The sequence below is a fragment of the Pseudomonas sp. ABC1 genome (assembly GCF_013395055.1).
Lineage (GTDB): Bacteria > Pseudomonadota > Gammaproteobacteria > Pseudomonadales > Pseudomonadaceae > Stutzerimonas.
Genome location: NZ_CP058349.1, coordinates 1,458,827 through 1,479,279 on the forward strand (window position 1 = coordinate 1,458,827; position 20,453 = coordinate 1,479,279).

General features: G+C 63.2%; 16 protein-coding genes. 11 read left to right on the top strand and 5 right to left on the bottom strand.

The annotated features are described in order from the left end of the window. Window position 1: 1 nt before the first annotated feature. Together HW090_RS06450 and HW090_RS06455 are read right to left on the bottom strand one after the other, a co-directional pair. Window positions 2–658 (bottom strand): response regulator transcription factor, encoded by a 657-nt coding sequence (locus HW090_RS06450; RefSeq protein WP_179112733.1) that lies wholly within the window; start codon window positions 656–658, stop codon window positions 2–4. Further along, window positions 651–3,026, bottom strand: coding sequence for a PAS domain S-box protein (locus HW090_RS06455; RefSeq protein ID WP_179112734.1), 2,376 nt, complete (start codon window positions 3,024–3,026; stop codon window positions 651–653). The genes HW090_RS06450 and HW090_RS06455 overlap by 8 nt, the downstream gene beginning before the upstream one ends. A 241-nt stretch (window positions 3,027–3,267) precedes the next feature. On the opposite strand from HW090_RS06455, the gene HW090_RS06460 reads away from it, so the two are divergent. Then, a complete protein-coding gene (locus HW090_RS06460) occupies window positions 3,268–4,290 on the top strand; it encodes a DUF3530 family protein (protein ID WP_179112735.1) in 1,023 nt (340 codons plus the stop codon). Between the two features lie 48 nt (window positions 4,291–4,338). On the opposite strand, the gene HW090_RS06465 is transcribed toward HW090_RS06460, so the two are convergent. The 3 genes from HW090_RS06465 to HW090_RS06475 are packed head-to-tail and all read right to left on the bottom strand — an operon-like array spanning window position 4,339 to window position 6,788. After that, window positions 4,339–5,100 carry a TerB family tellurite resistance protein gene (locus HW090_RS06465; protein ID WP_179112736.1) on the bottom strand — a complete coding sequence of 254 codons (762 nt, stop codon included), beginning with the start codon at window positions 5,098–5,100 and terminating at the stop codon, window positions 4,339–4,341. Further along, on the bottom strand, window positions 5,101–5,772 hold the full coding sequence (murU, locus tag HW090_RS06470; protein ID WP_179112737.1) for an N-acetylmuramate alpha-1-phosphate uridylyltransferase MurU: 672 nt from the start codon (window positions 5,770–5,772) through the stop codon (window positions 5,101–5,103). Beyond that, entirely contained in the window at window positions 5,769–6,788 is a 1,020-nt protein-coding gene (locus tag HW090_RS06475) for an aminoglycoside phosphotransferase family protein (protein ID WP_179112738.1), read from the bottom strand. Before HW090_RS06475 ends, murU begins: the two co-directional genes overlap by 4 nt. A 130-nt stretch (window positions 6,789–6,918) precedes the next feature. On the opposite strand from HW090_RS06475, the gene HW090_RS06480 reads away from it, so the two are divergent. The 10 genes from HW090_RS06480 to HW090_RS06525 all read left to right on the top strand — a co-directional run bounded on the left by HW090_RS06480 (window position 6,919) and on the right by HW090_RS06525 (window position 19,812). Next, window positions 6,919–9,702: an LPS-assembly protein LptD gene (locus tag HW090_RS06480; protein ID WP_179112739.1), complete on the top strand. Its 2,784-nt coding sequence runs from the start codon at window positions 6,919–6,921 to the stop codon at window positions 9,700–9,702. Further along, window positions 9,683–10,990, top strand: a complete 1,308-nt coding sequence (locus HW090_RS06485) for a peptidylprolyl isomerase (protein WP_179112740.1) — start codon at window positions 9,683–9,685, stop codon at window positions 10,988–10,990. The genes HW090_RS06480 and HW090_RS06485 overlap by 20 nt, the downstream gene beginning before the upstream one ends. A gap of 100 nt (window positions 10,991–11,090) precedes the next feature. Then, window positions 11,091–12,101 carry a 4-hydroxythreonine-4-phosphate dehydrogenase PdxA gene (gene pdxA / locus HW090_RS06490; RefSeq protein ID WP_179112741.1) on the top strand — a complete coding sequence of 337 codons (1,011 nt, stop codon included), beginning with the start codon at window positions 11,091–11,093 and terminating at the stop codon, window positions 12,099–12,101. 257 nt (window positions 12,102–12,358) lie between these two features. Continuing rightward, complete coding sequence (rsmA, locus tag HW090_RS06495) at window positions 12,359–13,156, top strand: 16S rRNA (adenine(1518)-N(6)/adenine(1519)-N(6))-dimethyltransferase RsmA (protein WP_179112742.1); 798 nt, start codon at window positions 12,359–12,361, stop codon at window positions 13,154–13,156. Continuing rightward, window positions 13,153–13,536: a Co2+/Mg2+ efflux protein ApaG gene (apaG, locus tag HW090_RS06500; RefSeq protein WP_179112743.1), complete on the top strand. Its 384-nt coding sequence runs from the start codon at window positions 13,153–13,155 to the stop codon at window positions 13,534–13,536. Before rsmA ends, apaG begins: the two co-directional genes overlap by 4 nt. Continuing rightward, the gene (locus HW090_RS06505; RefSeq protein ID WP_179112744.1) at window positions 13,533–14,351 is read left to right on the top strand and encodes a symmetrical bis(5'-nucleosyl)-tetraphosphatase; all 819 of its coding nucleotides are present in this window, start codon (window positions 13,533–13,535) and stop codon (window positions 14,349–14,351) included. The genes apaG and HW090_RS06505 overlap by 4 nt, the downstream gene beginning before the upstream one ends. 72 nt (window positions 14,352–14,423) lie before the next feature. Next, window positions 14,424–14,750 (top strand): thiosulfate sulfurtransferase GlpE, encoded by a 327-nt coding sequence (gene glpE, locus HW090_RS06510; RefSeq protein WP_179112745.1) that lies wholly within the window; start codon window positions 14,424–14,426, stop codon window positions 14,748–14,750. Window positions 14,751–15,014: 264 nt separating this feature from the next. Continuing rightward, on the top strand, window positions 15,015–16,937 hold the full coding sequence (locus HW090_RS06515) for a PrkA family serine protein kinase (protein ID WP_179112746.1): 1,923 nt from the start codon (window positions 15,015–15,017) through the stop codon (window positions 16,935–16,937). A gap of 68 nt (window positions 16,938–17,005) precedes the next feature. Beyond that, entirely contained in the window at window positions 17,006–18,280 is a 1,275-nt protein-coding gene (locus tag HW090_RS06520; RefSeq protein ID WP_179112747.1) for a YeaH/YhbH family protein, read from the top strand. Beyond that, window positions 18,277–19,812, top strand: a complete 1,536-nt coding sequence (locus HW090_RS06525) for a SpoVR family protein (RefSeq protein WP_179112748.1) — start codon at window positions 18,277–18,279, stop codon at window positions 19,810–19,812. The genes HW090_RS06520 and HW090_RS06525 overlap by 4 nt, the downstream gene beginning before the upstream one ends. Window positions 19,813–20,453 lie beyond the last annotated feature (641 nt).

The window sequence follows — 20,453 nt, forward strand, 5'->3', positions numbered from 1 at the left end:
TTCAGATCAGCCTGTGCTCCACCGCATAGCGCACCAGTTCGGCCACCGAACTGGTGCCGAGCTTTTGCATCAGGCGGGCCTTGTGGGTGCTGATGGTCTTGCCGCTGAGCCCCAGGTGCTGGCCGATCTCGTTGACGCCCTCGCCCTGCACCAGGCGCTCGAACACCGAGAACTCGCGTTCCGACAGCAGCGCATGGGGTGGGCGCTCGTCGGTCAGGCCGACCTCGAAGACCATGCGGTCAGCCAGGTCCGGATCGATATAGCGCCCGCCCAAGGCCACCTTGCGCACTGCCGCCAGCAACAGCGACGGATCGCTGTCCTTGGTGGCGTAGCCGGCCGCGCCGACCTTCAACGCCCGCGCCGCCATCTGCGCCTCATCGTGCATGGACAGCACCAGGATCGCCGGCGGCCTGGCCAGTGCGCGGATGCGCGGGATCGCCTCCAGGCCATTCACGCCAGGCATGGAGATGTCCAGCAGCACCACGTCACAGGGCGTCTGTCGCAGGGTCTCCATCAATTGCTCGCCATTGCAGGCCTCGCCAACCACCTGTAGATCCTTCGCCAGGCCGATCAACTGCTTGATGCCCTCGCGCACGATGGTGTGGTCTTCCGCTACCAGAACCCTTATCAACCTGTACTCCTGCTTGCCATCAATCATCCAGCGCCAGCTTCACGCACAGCGTCGTGCCCGCACCCACCCGGCTGTCTATATCCAGACTGCCGCCCAGCATCATGACCCGCTCGCGCATCCCCACCAGGCCAAAGGAACTCGTCGCCACGCTGGAAGGCTCGAAACCCTGGCCGTCGTCACTGATCGACAACACCAGCATCCCGCCTTCGAGGACCAGCCGCAACTCGACCGTGTGCGCCTGCGCATGACGCATCACATTGGTCAGCGCCTCCTGTAGCACCCGGAACAGACCGATGGCCTTGGCATCCGCCAGCGGCGGCAGGCTCTCCGGCACCTCGACCAGGCAGGGAATCTGCGTGCGCGCCTCGAAGCGCCGCGCCTGCCACTCGATGGCAGAGCCGATCCCAGCATCGAGGATCGGCGGGCGCAATGCCGTGGCCACGTCCCGCACCAGTTGGAACAACTGGGCAATCAACTTCTTCATATTGCCCAGTCGCCCCTGCAACCCCGGATCGAGGTAGGCGTAGCTCAGCTCGCACATGGAGGTTTCCAGTTTCAGCACCGTCAGCATCTGCCCCAGCTCGTCATGGACCTCCCGGGCGATGCGCGCCTTCTCCTCCTCGCGCACGCTGTCCAGGTGCGCGGCCAGCTCGCGCAGTTGCAGACGCGACTCCACCAGCGCCAGCTCGTTGCGCTTGTTCTCGCTGATATCCCAGACGATGCCGTCCCACACCACCGCGCCGCTGTCGAGCGTACGCGCGGTGGCCTTGATGTCCGCCCAGCGCAACTCGCCGCCACGGGTGAGGATGCGGCCCTGCCATTGCCAGTCACGGTCATGCGCCAACGCCCGGTCGCGGCGAGCCAGGTAGTCAGCCTGGTCGGCCTCGTGCACCAGGCTGAAGATGCCGCGTTGACCACTCAGCAGCATGCCTGGGGAATAACCGGCCAGGCTTTCGCTCCCCTCACTGATAAAGGCGAACTTCGGCGCCTCGCCGGGGCTTTCCCGCTCCAGGCGAAACACCATGCCCGGCACGTTGGCGGCGATCCCCTCCAACCGCGCCTGGCTCTCCCGCAATGCGGCCAGGGCGCGTCGGCGCTCGGTCACATCGGCGACGAAGACCACCAGGTACTCGGTCTTGCGGTAGCGCATGAAGCTCAACGAGACATCCACCGGCAACATGCTGCCATCGGCACAGCGGCACTCGGTCTCGAAGTGCGCCTCGCGCTCGTCCTCCTGGCGCACCTTGCGCCACAGGTCCAACCAGCGGTCCATGTGCAACCGAGGCTCCAGGTCGATCAGCGGACGGTCGACCAATGCGCCGTGGGGGTACCCGAACATCTGCTCGACCGCGCGGTTGGCATAGCCGATATGGCTGTCCCAGTTGACCCAGAGAATGCCCAGGGTGCTGTTGTCGAGGGAAAACTGCGCCAGGCGCAAGGCATCGCGTGACACCTCACGGGTCTCGATCTCCTGCCGCGCCGCCAGCAGGCTGGCCTGCAACTCGTCGCGCTGGCGCCGTACCGAAGCCAGCAACACGCCCAGCACCAGCAGCAACATGCCGAACAACAGGCTGAGGTTACGCAGCAGGTCCTGGGTGCCGGACGGCATCGGGTAGGCGATCTGGAACCAGCGCTGGTGCAGCAGGTCCAGCTCGCGGGCCGGAATCGCATGCAGGGCCACATCGACGATCCCGGCCAGTTCGGGCCAGTCCTTGCGGGTGCCGACCCGCAGCAACGCGGGAAAACCGATATCGCCGACGATGGCCAGCTCGGCGAACTCCGGGTCCCGCGACAGACGACTGACCTGGGCCTCGCCCAGCACCGCATAGCGCGCCTGCAGCCCCAGCACCGCGTGCAAGGCCTGGCTGGCCGTGCTGCTTTCCTCTATGTGCAGGTGCGGATAGCCCTGGACCAGATAGTCGAGCACCGCACCGTTCACATAGGCGCTGACCTGCACGCCGTGTTCGAGATCGTCCAGGTCGACACTGCCGGTTCCCTCACGCCGGCCGAGCAACAGGTGGGCGAGCCGCAGGTAAGGGTCGGAGTAGTCCCACAGGCGCAACCCTGCCGGGGTCTGGGACAGCCCCGGCGCCAGGTCGATGCGTTTATCGCGCAGCGCCCGCTCCAGCTCGTCCTGGGTACTGAAATACTGCCAGCGCAGCTCGACCCCCATCACATGGGCCAGGCGCTCCATGAACTGCGCGTTGGCCCCCGACAACCGTTGCTGGCGTCGCTCCAGTTGTGCATAAGGCGCTTGCAGGATCACCCCCACCTGCAACTGCCGATGCTCGGCCAGCCATGCCTTCTGCTCGGATGAAAAAAGCACGTCATCGCGCACGCTGGCCAACCCCGTCAGCGTCCCCCAGAGCACGAACAACAGCAGAAAACGACTCATCCCTGGCACCCGATCATCAATGAAAACCCCGCTCAGGCACTCGCGAACGAGAACCTGCTTCCGGCACGACCGGGCGCATAGCGTGGACAGGCTCCGCGACAAAACCCGATTCGAAAGCAAAACATGTACCGCCCTGGCGGAAAAGTCCTTTCCTGCCGCGAAGGTGAGCACGCCCAGTGGCTTGTCGATCACGCCTTGTGGCCTACTACGGCGACCGACGAAGCAACCGGACACGCCACAGATGCCCGCCGTACACCTCATACCTGCCCTGTTGGGCCTTGCGCTGGTGACAGGCAACCTGCCAGCGGCCTTCGCCGAGGAGGAACCCGCGACCGCCGAACAGCCTGCCACACCCGCAAAAGCGGTGCCTCACCAAACGGCGGGCGAACGCAGCGAACGCGATGCGAAGACCCTGGAGCTGCAATTCCCCAAGCAGTTCAGGCAATTACAGGCAGATAACGAAGCCTTTGCCGGCTTCTGGTTGCCAGCCAATACCGCCAAGCCCAAAGGTGTGGTGATTCTACTGCCCAGCGACGGCGAACATGCCGACTGGCCCAACGCCGTCGCCCCCTTGCGCCAGAATCTACCGGATGCCGGCTGGCATACCCTGAGCCTGACCCTACCGGACGCACCTGACTTCGAGGCTGCCCGCACGAGTCTTCCGGCAGAGAAAGACAACAAGCAGGAAAGCCCAGCGCCTGCCGACGACGAACAAACCGGAACCGGTGACGAATCGTCACCCGCAACCAGCGAGGCCGGCTACCTGCCGGAAGAGACCGCGCCCCCCGTAAAGGAAGACGCCCCACTTCCTGACGCCTCAGTTGCCAAAGCCACGCAGACGCCAAAGGAAAGCCGCCAGGAACGTATAGATAAACGCATCGCTACTGCCATCGCGTTCGCCAAGGAACAAAAGGCCGAACACCTGGTACTGCTCGGTCATGGAACAGGCGCCTACTGGGCCGCACTGTATCTGGGCACGGCCGATACCCCAGGCGTCGATTACCTGCTGGCCATCGCCACCCGGCAACCCGTCGATGCCGATGCCGAGGTTTCCATCCCGGCACTGCAACTGCCCACCGCGGACATCTATTACAAGGACGACGCCATCGCCAGCCAGGCCGCCGTCGCCCGCCGCAACGAAAGCCGCCGCCTGGATCATGCGAACTACACCCAGATCGCCCTGATGCAACTGACAGCGGATCCGGACGCCGCCCAGGAGCGCCTCTACCGGCGAGTACGCGGCTGGCTGGAAAAACAGCCGTAAGAACGGGACACCTCTATATAAAAGCGGGTCAACCCGCACCATGCGACGCTAACGAACGCCCTTGCGCTCGCGGATCAGCGCATAGGCGTTGTGCAGCTCGCGGGTTCGCTCCGTCGCTTCGCGCACCTGCTCGGGTGTCGCCCCGGAGCCTTCCAGCTTGTCCGGATGGCTCTTGCTGAGCAGGCGCCGATAAGCGCGCTTGACCTCTTGCATATCGCTCGAAGCGCTGACGCCCAGCAGGCGCAAGGCCTGCTCGTAGGCACCGGCACGGATGGATGGAGAGGCCTTCTGTCGCTGCTGGTCCAGCGCAGCCACTGCATCGCTGTCCCACCCCATCCAGCCCCCCCAGAGCAGGACCGACTCATGCTCCCGGACACCTACGCTGCCTTCGGCGCGTGCCATGCGCCAGCAGGCCTGCAGGATCGATTGCGCTTCGCTGCGGCGTTTGCTCAACGGACGCAGCAAGGCACGCAGGCCATCGCCGCTGTCCCGTCCCTGCTGGAAAGCCTCGATGGCTTGCCGTTGCCCGGCGGCGTCCAGCTTCAATCGCTGCATTTCCCGACGAGCGGCCTGGATATGCGACTCACGCACCCGCCCGCCGCTCTTGGCCAGGCGCCCCAGCAGAAAGAACAACAATTGCTCATCGCTCAGCGGCGGTCGCGCCCCGAGCCGCTCGCGCAAGCCCTGCCAGGAGTCGATACGCAGGTGCCGGTCCAGCGCCTGCCCCAGCAGGGCACCGAGAATCGCACCGGGAATGCTGGCCAGAAAGGCACCCGCCAACGCTCCCAGGTAGGTGATGGGCCAGAACATTCAGCGGCGCTCCTGCACAATGCGCTCAACAGCCTGCAAACGCTCGTGGGTGCCCACGTCCACCCAGGTGCCGACGAGCCGCTCTCCCGAGACACGACCGGCGGACATCGCCTGGCGCAGCAGCGGCGCCAGCTTGAAGGCACCTTCCGGCGTGCCATGGAACAGCTCCGGACGCAGCACGGAGATGCCGCTGAAGGTCAGTCGCTCACCCGCTGCAGCGGAGTCCGTGACCCGATCCTCATGCAGTGCGAAATCCCCAGCGCCGTTATGTTCCGGGTTGTCCACCAGTACCAGATGCGCCAGGTCGGCGATTGGCCTACGCAATCCGGCGAACGGGAAATCGGTCCAGATATCGCCATTGACCAGCAGGAAAGGCTCGTCACCCAGCAACGGCAGGGCACGGCGGACACCGCCACCGGTTTCCAGCGGTTCGCCCTCCGGCGAGTAGCGAATCTCGACGCCCCAGCGGCTGCCATCACCCAGGTACGCCTCGATCTGCTCGCCCAGCCAGGCATGGTTGATCACCAGTTGGTGAAAGCCGGCCTCGGCCAGCGCACGCACGTGGTACTCGATCAACGGTATGCCCGCCACGGGCACCAGTGGCTTGGGCGTGTGCAGAGTCAGCGGACGCAGCCGCTCGCCCTTGCCCGCCGCCAGGATCATCGCCTTCATGGAGACACCGGTTCAGCGCTGGACGCCGCCAGCTCATCCAGCAGCATACCCAGTTCATGCAATTCGGGGCGGCGCTCCAGCACGGTGCGGATATAGGCGAAGAAGCGCGGCACGTCCGCCAGGTAACGCGGCTTGCCGTCACGGTGACAGATGCGCGAGAAGATACCGATCACCTTGAGGTGGCGCTGCACCCCCATCAGTTCGCTGGCGCGGCGGAAGTCCTGCCAGTCGTCCTGCACAGGAACGCCGCGCTCGCGGGCGCGCTGCCAATAGAGGGCCTGCCATGCCTCGACGCGCGCCTCGGGCCAACTGACGAAGGCGTCCTTGAACAGCGAGGTGATGTCATAGGTCACCGGGCCGATGACCGCATCCTGGAAGTCCAGCACGCCTGGGTTCGGCTCGCTCAGCATCAGGTTGCGGGGCATATAGTCGCGGTGCACCAGCACCTGCGGTTGCGCCAGGGCCGAGTCGATCAGCAACCGGCTGATCCGCGCCCAGGCCTCGCGCTGCGCGGTGGTCAGCTCCAGGCCCAGGTGACGCTGCACGTACCACTCGGGGAACAGCTCCAGCTCGCGCCGCAGCAGTGCTTCGTCATAACGTGGCAGGGTCTCGTCCAGCGGATGAGCCTGCAAGGCCAACAGGGCATCGATGGCGACGTCGAACAGCTCATCGGCATTCTGCGCGTCGATCACCTCGAGAAAGGTCTGGCGCCCCAGGTCATCCAGCAGCAGGAAACCCTTTTGCAGGTCCTGCGCCAGCACCCGAGGCACATGCACACCCGCCTCGGCCAGCAGCGCGGCCATCCTGACGAACGGGCGGCAATCCTCCTGCGGGGGCGGCGCGTCCATGAGGATCAGGCTGCGGCCCTGCCCTTCCTCCCAACGAAAATACCGGCGAAAGCTGGCATCGCTGCTCGCCGAGGTCAGCCTGCCTTGCGGACTGTCCGCATACAGGTCCGGAAGCTGGCGTTCGAACCAGGCGGTCAGTTCCTGCAAGCGGTGATCATGTTGCGACATATCTGGAGCTCTCCACGGCGCTAGCCGATAGGCGGGTCATGCATTATTATCGCGAATCTTTCTCCGCCCATCGAGAGGCGTGCGGCCTTACCGCTCCATGGCTCGCCGCAAGCCCGGACCCTAGAAGAAGATGGCAGTCAAATATCCCGCGTTTCACAAGAAATTTCCCCTGCTGGTAACCGGTGGCCTGCTGGCAATGCAGCCATTCGCCGCGTCCGTCTCTTCGGCTGCGGAGCAGTTCGCCTGCCAGCCCGGGACATCGGGCGGCTGGAGCTGTGCACCGCAGAGTGCCGGCAGCGACGTGCCTCCCCGGCCGAGCAGTAACGCAGCCAGCGCTGGCGCGACCAGCAAGCCGGGCGAAAGCCGGGCCGCCAAGGCAGAAAAGCCGGCCGAGCAGCCTCATCTGGTCACACAGAGCAAAGGCCGCGCACTGCTTTCGCGCAGCAGCGACTACAGCCACCTCGACTGGGTACCACGCGAGAAGCTGACCGCCGCGCAACTGGCCGAGACCGGCCCTTACTGCCATGGCGCCTACATCGAGCCCAGGCGTCCGGGCCAGCGCGACGACACGCCGAAAAGCGAGGCGCCGACCTATGTATCGGCCAAGGCCACGCGCTACGAACAAGAGCAGGAAATCGCCACCCTCGCCGGGGATGTCGTCCTGCGCCAGGGCAGTATGCAGGCCGAGTCCAACGAAGCCAGCCTCTACCAACTGGAGAACCGCGGCGAGCTGTCCGGCAACGTGCGTATCCGTGACAATGGCGCCCTGCTGGTAGGCGATCGCGCCGAAATCTACCTCGACAGCGGTGAAGCCAAGGTCGAGAACGCCGAATACGTGATGCACGAGAGCCACTCCCGTGGCAGCGCGCAGTACGCCAAGCGTGAGGAAACCTCGATCATCCGTCTCAAGGACGGCACCTACACACGCTGTGAGCCGGCGAACAATGCCTGGCACCTGAAAGGCAACAACGTCACCCTCGACCCGACGACGGGCTTCGGCTCCGCCACCAACGTCACCCTGCGGGTCAAGGATTTCCCGGTGTTCTACACACCTTATATCCACTTCCCAATCGATGACCGTCGTCAGTCCGGCTTCCTGATGCCAAGCATCGGCAGCTCCAGCGATACCGGTCTGTCGCTGGTGACGCCGTACTATTTCAACCTGGCGCCCAACTTCGACGCCACGCTCTACCCGCACCTGATGACCAAGCGCGGCCTGCTAATGGAAGGCGAATTCCGCTACCTGACGCGCAGCAGCGAAGGGCAGATCGGCGGCGCCTACCTGGATGACCAGGAAGACGAGCGCAAACTGCAGTCGGAGTACGAAGACCAGCGCTGGATGTACAACATCCAGAACAAGACCGGCCTGGACTCACGCTGGCTGGCGGAACTCGACTACACCGACATCAGCGACCCCTATTACTTCCAGGACCTCGACAGCCAACTGGGCTTCGAGCAGCCGGACTTCCTCAACCAGCGCGGCAGCCTGTCCTACCGTGGCGACAGCTTCACCGCACGGTTGAACCTGCATGCCTACGAACGCGCCACCGTGACGGACATCACACCTTACGAGCGCCTGCCACAAGTCACCCTGAATGGCGCGCTGCCATTCCAGCCGGGCGGACTGCGTTTCGGCTATGACACCGAGTTCGTCAGCTTCAAGCGCAGCCTGAAGAACGGCTACTTCACCGACAAGGACGGTAATACCGGCTTGCCGGAACACCTCTGGTACGACGCCCGCCTGCGCGGCCTGACCCGCGCCGAAGGTGACCGTGTACACCTGGAGCCGAGCGTCAGCCTGCCGCTGAACTGGAGCTGGGGCTTCCTGACACCCAAGATCAAGTACGCCTATACCCAGTACGACCTGAGCCTGGACGGAATCGGCAAGTCCACCCTGGCTGCGGGAACCTCGTTCGACAGCAATCAGGATCGCAGCATACCGATCTTCAGTGTCGACAGCGGCCTGTACTTCGACCGCGACAGCACATGGTTTGGCAATGAATACCGACAGTCGCTGGAACCACGCCTGTTCTACCTCTACGTACCGGAAAAGGACCAGGACGATATCCCGGTCTTCGATACTGGCGAGGCAGGGTTCAGCTACTCGTCCCTGTGGCGCGACAACCGCTTCTCCGGGCGCGACCGTATCGGCGATGCCAACCAGCTGTCCCTGGGCATCACCAACCGCTGGGTCGAGCCGAACGGCTTCGAGCGCCAGCGCCTGAGCATCGGCCAGGCGTTCTACTTCCAAGACCGCAAGGTACAGTTGCCAGGGGTCGATTACCGCACGCGTTCAGCCGCGCAATCCTCGGTATCACCCTACGCACTGGAGTACGAATACCGCTACAACCACGACTGGCGCTTCACCTCCAGCTTCAACTGGGACCCGGACAGCCACAGCACCCGTTCCGGCAGCGCCATGTTCCACTACCAGGCAGCGGACAACCCGAACAAGATCGTCAATATCGGCTATCGCTACCGCAACGATACCCTGCGCTTCGACCGCGAGACGGGCCAGTGGACCTACGATGCGGACTACGGTACGCCGAGCAGCGCCACCTATATCAAGGACTACTACAAGATCAACCAGCACGACTTCTCCACCGTCTGGCCCATCGTGCCGCAATGGAGCGTCATCGCCCGCTGGCAGCATGACTACAGCCGCAACCGCACCCTGGAAGCCTTCGGTGGTTTCGAGTACGACAGTTGCTGCTGGAAACTGCGCCTGATCAACCGCTACTGGATCGATTATGACGAGGTCGGACTCAACCCTCGCCAGAACGACGACCCGGACCGTGGCATCTTCCTGCAAATCGTCCTCAAGGGACTCGGCGGCATGTTCGGCAGCTCCGCCGAGACATTCCTGGACCAAGGCATTCAAGGTTATCGTCAACGTGAAGATCAAGCTTTCTAACGGCCTGCGCCCGCTGCTCCTGGGCGCCCTGCTGCTGGGTAACAGCACCCTCGCCACTTCGGTCCTGGCCGAAGTCCGTCCACTCGACCGTATCGTGGCCATCGTCGACAACGACGTGATCATGAAAAGCCAGCTGGACCAGCGCATCAACGAAGTGCTGCAGACCATCGAGAAGCGCGGCGCCGAACTGCCGCCGCAAGAGGTCATGCAGCAACAGGTGCTCGAACGCCTGATCACGGAGAACCTGCAACTGCAACTGGGCGAGCGCTCGGGCATACGCATCAGCGACGAGGAGCTGAACCAGGCCATGGGCACCATCGCCCAGCGCAACAACCTGACCCTGGAACAGTTCCAGGCCGCGCTGGCCAGCGACGGTCTCAGCCTGGCAACCGCTCGTGAGCAGATCCGCCGGGAAATGATCATCAGCCGGGTCCGCCAGCAACGGGTCGCCGAGCGCATCCAGGTCTCCAACCAGGAAGTGCAGAACTTCCTGGCCTCCGACCTGGGCAAGCTCCAGCTCTCCGAGGAATACCACCTGGGCAACATCCTCATTCCACTGCCGGAAGGCGCCGACTCCCAGACCATCCAGGCAGCGGAACGCGCGGCACTGGACACCTACCAGCAACTGCAGAAAGGTGCTGACTTCTCGCAACTGGCGGTTTCCCGTTCGGCCAGCGAGAACGCGCTCGAAGGCGGTGACATGGGATGGCGCAAGGCAGCCCAGTTGCCGCCACCCTTCGACAGCCTGGTGGGCGATCTGGCCATCAACCAGGTCACCGAGCCGGTACGCACGCCTGCGGGCTTCATTCTGCTCAAGCTGCTGGACAAGCGTGGCGGCGAAAACCTGCTGCGTGACGAAGTCCATGTGCGCCATATCCTGATCAAGCCCAGCGCCATTCGCAGCAGCGAAGAAAGCCGCCGCCTGATCGAGCGCCTGCGTCAACGCATCGAGAACGGCGAAGACTTCGGCGAACTGGCGAAAAGCTTCTCCGAAGACCCGGGCTCGGCCCTCAACGGCGGCGACCTGAACTGGATCGACCCCAATGCACTGGTTCCCGAGTTCCGCAGTGTTATGGCCAACAGTGCCAACGGCCAGTTGTCGGAGCCATTCGAGACAGCGTATGGCTGGCACATCCTCGAAGTACTGGGACGTCGCGCCACCGATGCCAGCGAGTCCTTCCGTGAGCAGCAGGCAGTCAACCTGTTGCGCAACCGCAAGTACGACGAAGAACTGCAGACCTGGCTGCGCCAGATCCGCGACGAAGCGTACGTCGAGGTCAAGCTCTAAGCATGCAAGACAGGGTGTGCAGAATTGCACATCCCTGTCGAGCTTCGAGTGCCGTATTTTCATCCTGACTTGTCGCGTGCCGTTCGAGGCTTGACGTCCCATGCCCAATCTTTTCGCCCTGACCCCAGGGGAGCCCGCAGGTATCGGCCCCGACCTGTGCCTGCTGCTGGCTCGCGAGGCTCAACCCCATGCATTGGTCGCCGTCGCCAGCCTGACGTTGCTGAGCGAGCGCGCTACCCATCTGGGGCTGACCATCCAACTGCTGCCAGTGACGCCCGCCAACTGGCCTGCACACCCGGCACCGGCAGGCAGCCTCTATGTATGGGATACGCCGCTGCAGGCGCCGGTACAGTGCGGTCAACTGGACAAGGCCAACGGCAGCTATGTGCTGGAAACGCTACGCCGTGCCGGCCAGGGCTGCCTGGACGGGCACTTCGCCGGCATGATCACCGCACCGGTGCACAAGGGCGTGATCAACGAGGCGGGCATACCTTTTTCCGGACATACCGAGTTTCTGGCAGAACTGACCCACACCGAGCAAGTGGTGATGATGCTCGCCACGCGTGGCCTGCGTGTGGCACTGGTCACCACCCACCTGCCCCTGCGCGATGTCGCCGATGCCATTACCGCGCCACGGCTGAAGCGTGTCGCACGCATCCTGCACAAGGACCTCGTGGAGAAGTTCGGCATCCCACGTCCGCGCATCCTGGTCTGCGGCCTCAACCCCCACGCAGGCGAAGGTGGTCACCTTGGGCGTGAGGAAATCGACGTCATCGAACCTGCCCTGCAGGCGCTACGCGCCGAAGGCCTGGATCTCATCGGCCCTCTGCCCGCCGACACGCTGTTCACGCCAAAGCACCTGGAGCACTGCGACGCCGTGCTGGCGATGTACCACGACCAGGGGTTGCCGGTTCTGAAATACAAAGGCTTCGGCGCAGCAGTCAACGTCACCCTGGGCCTGCCCATCGTCCGCACCTCGGTCGATCATGGCACTGCCCTCGACCTGGCAGGTACAGGACGTATCGACACGGGTAGCCTGCAAGTTGCGCTGGAAACCGCCTACCAGATGGCCGGCAGCGGGCACGTATCGGGAGCGATTGTTCAGCCATAGGTACCGGGCGGCCCTGGGTAATTGCATGATGCCTGTCTCCCCTCTCCCATTCATGGGAGAGGGGCCGGGGGAGAGGGCTCTTGTGCTGTACACCCTCTCCCCAGCCCTCTCCCGCAAGCGGGAGAGGGGGCAAACCGTGAAAAGCAGTCTGCGCGCGGCATGGCCTTTCCCTGCTAAACTGCGCCCCTTCGCCCGCCCGGCCATTGCGCCTGCTTATCACTTGCAGCCTGAAGCCCAAGCTTGGAGCCGCCCTTTCCATGTCCGAACACCAACACCGCGCCCGCAAGCGCTTTGGCCAGAACTTCCTGCACGATGCGGGCGTTATTCATCGCATATTGCGCTCGATCCATGCCAAGCCTGGTGAACGCCTGGTGGAAATCGGCCCTGGGCAAGGCGCACTGACCGAGGGTCTGCTGGGCAGCGGCGCACAACTGGACGTGGTCGAGCTCGATCTCGACCTGATTCCGATCCTGCAAGGGAAGTTCGCCGACAACGAGCGCTTCCGGCTGCACCAGGGCGACGCGCTCAAATTCGATTTCAATCGGCTCGCACCCCAGCCCCGCGAACTGCGCATCGTCGGCAACCTGCCCTACAACATCTCCACCCCGCTGATCTTCCACCTGCTCGACAATGCCCCTCTGATCCGCGACATGCATTTCATGCTGCAGAAGGAAGTGGTCGAACGCATGGCCGCGCAGCCCGGCGGCGGCGACTGGGGGCGGCTGTCGATCATGGTGCAATACCATTGCCGCGTGGAGCATCTGTTCAACGTCGGCCCTGGCGCCTTCAACCCAGCACCCAAGGTGGATTCGGCCATCGTGCGCCTGGTCCCCCACGACACCCTGCCCCACCCGGCTCAGGATCACCGGCAACTGGAGCGCGTCGTGCGCGAAGCCTTCAACCAGCGCCGCAAGACACTGCGCAACACGCTGAAAGGCCTGCTGGACGCCCAGGCCATCGAGCGCGCGGAAGTCGATGGCAGCCTGCGACCCGAGCAACTCGACCTGGCCGCGTTCGTTCGCCTGTCCAACCAACTGAGCCAGGGCAGCGCATGAACCAGACCGCCTACTACCAGATCGACGTCAGCGTCAGCCCGCACTACTTGCCCGAGCAGTCGCAGCCGGAGCAGAACCGCTACGCCTTCACCTACACGGTCACCATCGAGAACAACGGCGCCATCGCCGCCCAGTTGCTGTCGCGCCACTGGGTCATCACCGATGGCGATGGCCAGGTGCAGGAAGTGCGTGGCGCCGGCGTGATCGGCGAACAACCCGTCATAGAACCAGGTGAAAGCCATGTCTACAGCAGCGGTACGCTGATGAGTACCGAGGTCGGCAACATGCATGGCAGCTACCGCATGCTCGCCGTCGACGGTCACAGCTTCGATGCCGTCATCGCCCCGTTCCGCCTCGCGGTGCCAGGAGTCCTGCATTGACCACCTATGCCGTCGGCGACCTGCAGGGTTGCCTCGATCCCCTCAAGACGTTGCTGGACAAGGTCGGCTTCAGCGCCTCCCGTGACTGCCTGTGGGTGGTCGGCGACATGGTCAACCGTGGCCCCAAGTCCCTGGAAACCCTGCGCTTCGTGCGCGACCTCGGCAGTTCCGGCATCTGCGTGCTCGGCAATCACGACCTGCACCTGCTGGCGGTCGCCTACGGCTTTGGCCGGCTCAAGCGTTCGGACACCCTGCAACCGATCCTCGACGCCCCGGATCGCAACGACCTGATCGACTTCCTGCGTCAGCAGAAGCTGATCCACCATGATCCGCAGCGCAACACGGCCATGGTGCATGCGGGCATTCCGCCGCAATGGTCACTGGCGAAGGCGCTGTTGCGCGCCCATGAAGTGGAACTCGCCCTGCGCGACGACGCCATGCTGTTGCCGTTCCTCGACGGCATGTACGGCAACCTGCCGGACAAGTGGAAGAAAGAGCTGCACGGCATCCCGAGGCTCCGGTTGATCACCAACTATTTCACCCGCATGCGCTTCTGCAAGGCCGACGGCACCCTCGACCTGATCAGCAAGGAAGGCCTGGACAAGGCACCGGAAGGCTTCGCCCCCTGGTTCAGCCACCGCAACCGCAAGACCCGCGACAACATCCTGATCTTCGGCCACTGGGCCGCCCTGGAAGGTCGCTGCGACGAGCCCAATATCCGCGCACTGGACACCGGCTGCGTCTGGGGCAACTGCCTGACCCTGCTCGACCTCGACAGCGGCACACGCCACCAGTGCGGATGCCCCAAACCCTAGGGGACGCCACAAGCGCCGGCAGCGTCCCTGGTCACTCTTTCTTTCCACCCCATGCCTGGAGCAGTGTTTCCCATGACCGACTTCAAACGTATCGCCCCCGAACACGCACAGGCACTGCGCGAGCAAGGCGCCGTGGTGGTGGATATCCGCGATCCGCAGAGTTTCGCCAACGGCCGCATCCGTGGCTCACTGCATCTGGACAACCATTCGCTGGCCGACTTCATCGCCAACGCCGACCTCGACCAGCACCTGATCGTCACCTGCTACCACGGTAACTCCAGCCAGAGCGCGGCGGCCTATCTGGTCGGCCAGGGCTTCGACAAGGTCTACAGCCTCGACGGCGGCTTCGAACTCTGGCGCAGCCAGTATCCTCAGGAAACCGAAGCAGACATCGACTGAGGCCTCTCCCGACCAAGGTCAGTAGCCAGAGAATCATCCTTCCTCTCGAAAAATCCGAACTATCCTTCAGTTCAGGCCATCCAAATGGCTGAAGACCGGCACAGCGTCCGCCGTGTCCACAGTTTTCGACCATTAGGTGTTCGGGGGAACTCCAGGGCCAAGCTCGCCGCAAGAACCTTTTGCCACGGGTTCTTCGCGCGGAGCCAGACCGGCCGGCTCCAGAATGCCTGATGACAACACCGCACCGAGCATCGAGGTGAAGTCATGAGCATTTTCAGCCACTTTCAGCAACGATTCGAAGCGACCCGCCAGGAGGAGTACTCGCTGCAGGAGTACCTCGACCTGTGCAAACAGGACCCGACCACCTACGCCAGCGCCCCCGAGCGCCTGCTGATGGCCATCGGCGAGCCGGAACTGCTGGAAACTTCCGGCGATCCACGGCTGTCGCGGATATTCTCCAACAAGGTGATCCGCCGCTACCCGGCCTTCGCTGACTTCCACGGCATGGAGGAAGCGATCGAGCAGATCGTTTCCTACTTCCGCCATGCCGCCCAGGGCCTGGAGGAGAAGAAGCAGATTCTCTATCTGCTCGGCCCGGTCGGCGGCGGCAAGTCTTCGCTGGCCGAGAAGCTCAAGCAACTGATGGAGAAGGTACCCTTCTACGCCATCAAGGGTTCGCCGGTGTTCGAGTCACCGCTGGGGCTGTTCAACCCGGCGGAGGACGCGCAAATCCTCGAAGAGGACTTCGGCATCCCCCGCCGCTACCTGAACTCGATCATGTCGCCTTGGGCGACCAAGCGCCTGCAGGAGTTCGGCGGCGACATCAGCCAGTTCCGCGTGGTCAAGCTCTACCCGTCGATCCTCAACCAGATCGCCGTGGCCAAGACCGAACCGGGCGACGAGAACAACCAGGACATCTCCGCCCTGGTCGGCAAGGTGGATATCCGCAAGCTGGAAGACTTCCCGCAGAACGACCCGGACGCCTACAGCTACTCCGGCGCGCTGTGCCGTGCCAACCAGGGGCTGATGGAGTTCGTCGAGATGTTCAAGGCGCCGATCAAGGTGCTGCACCCGCTGCTGACCGCCACCCAGGAAGGCAACTACAACAGCACCGAGGGCCTTGGGGCGATTCCCTACAGTGGCATCCTGCTGGCCCACTCCAACGAGTCCGAGTGGCACAGCTTCCGCAACAACAAGAACAACGAGGCCTTCATCGACCGCATCTACATCGTCAAGGTGCCCTACTGCCTGCGGGTGTCCGACGAAGTGAAAATCTACGAGAAACTGCTCGTCAGCAGTTCCCTGGCCCATGCCCACTGCGCGCCGGACACGCTGAAGATGCTCGCGCAGTTCTCGGTGTTGAGCCGCCTGAAGGAGCCGGAAAACTCCAACATCTACTCGAAGATGCGCGTCTACGACGGCGAAAACCTCAAGGACACCGACCCCAAGGCCAAGTCGATCCAGGAATACCGCGACTCGGCCGGTGTCGACGAGGGCATGAACGGCCTGTCGACCCGCTTCGCCTTCAAGATCCTGTCCAAGGTGTTCAACTTCGACGCCCACGAGATCGCTGCCAACCCGGTGCACCTGCTGTATGTGCTGGAGCAGCAGATCGAACAAGAGCAGTTCCCCGCCGAGGTTCGCGAACGCTACCTGCGCTTCCTCAAGGAGTACCTGGCGCCACGCTACATCGACTTCATCGGCAAGGAAATCCAGACCGCCTACCTGGAGTCCTATAGCGAATACGGCCAGAACATCTTCGACCGCTACGTGCTCTACGCCGACTTCTGGATCCAGGACCAGGAATACCGCGACCCGGAGACCGGCGAAATCCTCAACCGCATCGCCCTCAACGAAGAACTGGAGAAGATCGAGAAACCGGCCGGCATCAGCAATCCGAAGGATTTCCGCAACGAGATCGTCAACTTCGTGCTGCGTGCCCGGGCCAACAACAATGGCAGGAACCCGAGCTGGTTGTCCTATGAAAAGCTGCGGGTGGTGATCGAGAAGAAAATGTTCTCCAACACCGAAGACCTGCTGCCAGTCATCAGCTTCAATGCCAAGGCCAGCAAGGAAGATCAGAAGAAACACAACGACTTCGTCGTGCGCATGGTCGAGCGCGGCTACACGGAGAAACAGGTCCGCCTGCTCTCTGAATGGTATCTGCGGGTACGTAAATCGCAGTAAGCGACCTCAGGCGCCGGGCGGCAGGCAGACGCGCTTGCGGCCCGCAGCCTGCAGCGCCTGGAGGGTCTATGAGCTACGTGATCGATCGACGCCTGAATGGCAAGAACAAGAGCACGGTGAATCGCCAGCGCTTCCTGCGGCGTTACCGCGAGCACATCAAGAAGGCCGTGGAGGAAGCGGTTGGGCGTCGCTCCATCACCGACATGGAGCATGGCGAACAGATCAGTATCTCCGGCAAAGATATCGACGAACCCGTCCTGCACCATGGCCGGGGCGGACGGCAGACCATCGTCCACCCCGGCAACAAGGAATTCACCGCTGGCGAGCGCATCGCCCGGCCACAGGGCGGCAGCGGCGCAGGCGCGGGCCAGGGCAAGGCCAGCGATTCCGGCGAGGGCATGGACGAGTTCGTCTTCCAGATCACCCAGGAAGAATTCCTCGACTTCATGTTCGAAGACCTGGAGCTACCGAACCTGGTCAAGCGCCACCTGACCGGTGCCGATACCTTCAAGACCGTCCGCGCCGGCATCAGCAGCGAAGGCAACCCGTCGCGCATCAACATCGTGCGTACCCTGCGCTCGTCCCACGCCCGGCGTATCGCCCTGAGTGGAAGCAGCCGTGCCCGCCTGCGCGAAGCCTGCGCAGAACTCGAACGCCTGAAGCGCGAAGAGCCGGACAACCTCGGCGATATCCAGGCACTGCAGCAGGAGATCGAACACCTGCGTGCACGCATCGACCGCATCCCTTTTCTCGACACCTTCGACCTCAAGTACAACCTGCTGACGCGCCAGCCCAACCCCAGCTCCAAGGCCGTGATGTTCTGCCTGATGGACGTGTCCGGCTCCATGACCCAGTCGACCAAGGACATCGCCAAGCGCTTCTTCATCCTGCTGTACCTGTTCCTCAAGCGGAACTACGACAAGATCGACGTGGTGTTCATCCGCCACCACACGAGTGCCAAAGAGGTCGACGAGGAAGAGTTCTTCTACTCGCGCGAAACCGGCGGCACCATCGTCTCCAGCGCCCTCAAGCTGATGCATGAGGTCATGACCGAGCGCTACCCGGTCGACGAGTGGAATATCTACGCGGCACAGGCCTCGGATGGCGACAACTGGAACGATGACTCGCCCATTTGCCGGGACATCCTGAGCGAGCGGATCATGCCGCTGGTGCAGTACTTCACCTACGTGGAAATCACCCCCCGCGAGCACCAGGCGCTCTGGTATGCCTACGAACAAGTCGCCCGAGACTTCCCCGACAGCTTCGCCCAGCAGCCACTGATCAGCGCCGCCGACATCTATCCGGTGTTCCGCGAACTCTTCCAGCGCAGGATGACGACATGAGCAGCCCGACCAAGCAGACGCGCCGCCGGCCGATCTCGACCGGCTCGGAATGGACCTTCGAGCTGATCCGCGAGTACGACCGTGAAATCGCCCGTATCGCCGCCGGCTACGGCCTCGACACCTACCCCAACCAGATCGAAGTGATCACCGCCGAACAGATGATGGACGCCTACGCCTCGGTCGGCATGCCGCTGGGCTATCACCACTGGTCCTACGGCAAGCACTTCCTCAGCACCGAGCGCTCCTACTCGCGCGGCCAGATGGGCCTGGCCTACGAGATCGTGATCAACTCCGATCCCTGCATCGCCTACTTGATGGAAGAAAACACCATCACCATGCAGGCGCTGGTGATCGCCCATGCCTGCTACGGACACAACAGTTTCTTCAAGGGCAACTACCTGTTCCGCACCTGGACCGACGCCCGCTCGATCATCGACTACCTGGTATTCGCCCGGCAGTACATCAACCAGTGCGAGGAACGCCACGGCATCGACGCCGTGGAAACCCTGCTCGATTCCTGCCACGCGCTGATGAACTATGGCGTCGACCGCTACAAGCGCCCCTACCCCATTTCCGCCGAGGAAGAACGCCTGCGCCAGCAGGAACGCGAAGAACACCTGCAACGGCAGGTCAACGACCTCTGGCGCACCATCCCCAGAGGCGCCAGCAAGGACGATGAACGCGACGATAAACGCTTCCCGGCCGAACCCCAGGAAAACATCCTCTACTTCCTGGAAAAACACGCGCCGCTGCTGGAGCCCTGGCAGCGCGAAATCATCCGCATCGTGCGCAAGATCGCCCAGTACTTCTATCCACAACGCCAGACCCAGGTGATGAACGAGGGCTGGGCCACCTTCTGGCACTACACCCTGCTCAATACCCTCTATGACGAAGGGCTGGTGACGGACGGCTTCATGCTGGAATTCCTGCAATCGCACACCAGCGTCATCCAGCAACCGGGCTTCGACAGCCCCTGGTACAGCGGCATCAACCCCTATGCCCTGGGCTTCGCCATGTTCCAGGACATCCGCCGCATCTGCGAGCACCCCACCGAGGAAGACCGCCGCTGGTTCCCCGACTTCGCTGGCGGCGACTGGCTGGCGACGGTCAAGTTCGCCATGCGCGACTTCAAGGATGAGAGCTTCATCCTGCAATTCCTCTCGCCCAAGGTGATCCGCGATCTCAAGCTGTTCAGCATCCTCGATGACGACCAGAAGGACGACCTGCTGGTGCCGGCCATCCACGATGAAAGCGGCTATCGCCACATCCGCGAACTGCTGGCGGCCCAGTACAACCTGGGCAATCGCGAACCCAACGTACAGGTGTGGAACGTCGACCGGCGCGGCGACCGCTCGCTGACCCTGCGCCACTACCAGCACGAGCGCAAACCGCTCGGTGACTCCACCCAGCACGTGCTCAAACACCTGTACCGGCTCTGGGGGTTCGACGTGCACCTGGAGTCCTGGCAGAACGAACAACGCACCAACACCCACCATATGCCGCCACGAGCGAGCCCGGCCGAGCAAAGCTGAGAGTGATCCCGGTCAATCACGCTGTACCTGCAGAGGGTGTCATGCAACCGGATTGGCAATATTGTCTGGGCTTTTGGCGCACACCCGTGGCAGGTGTGGTGGTCGGGCCACCGGTTGCGCCCTTACGGCGCCTCCCTTTCTTTGCTCGTGCAAAGAAAGGAAGCAAAGAAACACGCCCCCTGTCATACGGCCCCTGCGCTGCGCTCCGGGGTTCCTTCACTCCGGCATCGCTCCAGGGGCCGGCGTACAAGGGCCGTCCTGGCCCTTTACGCCTCTCGTGGCATCCATGCCACTCGCTCCCCTACGCAATGCCTGCGTTCAGCCTTCTGAAAGGGGGGATACTGCGTCTGTAACATCCTCTATCGCTCCAACCTAAACATAAACTTAAATCAAGTTGGTTTAATTCGTTCACTCAGTCACCGCCAGCTTCACCACCCCCATCAGCAGGCTGAGCGGAATCGTCGTGTAAGGGGTTGAGCGGCAGGGATGCCGCGAGAGGCGCGATGGGCCATGGATGGCCCTTCGCGGCGTGCCCCTGGAACGGCGATGGAGCGAGGGAACCCCGGAGCGCAGCGCAGGGGCCGTATGCTGGGGGCGCATTCTCTTTGGTTACTTTCTCTTGTGCAAACAAGAGAAAGTGA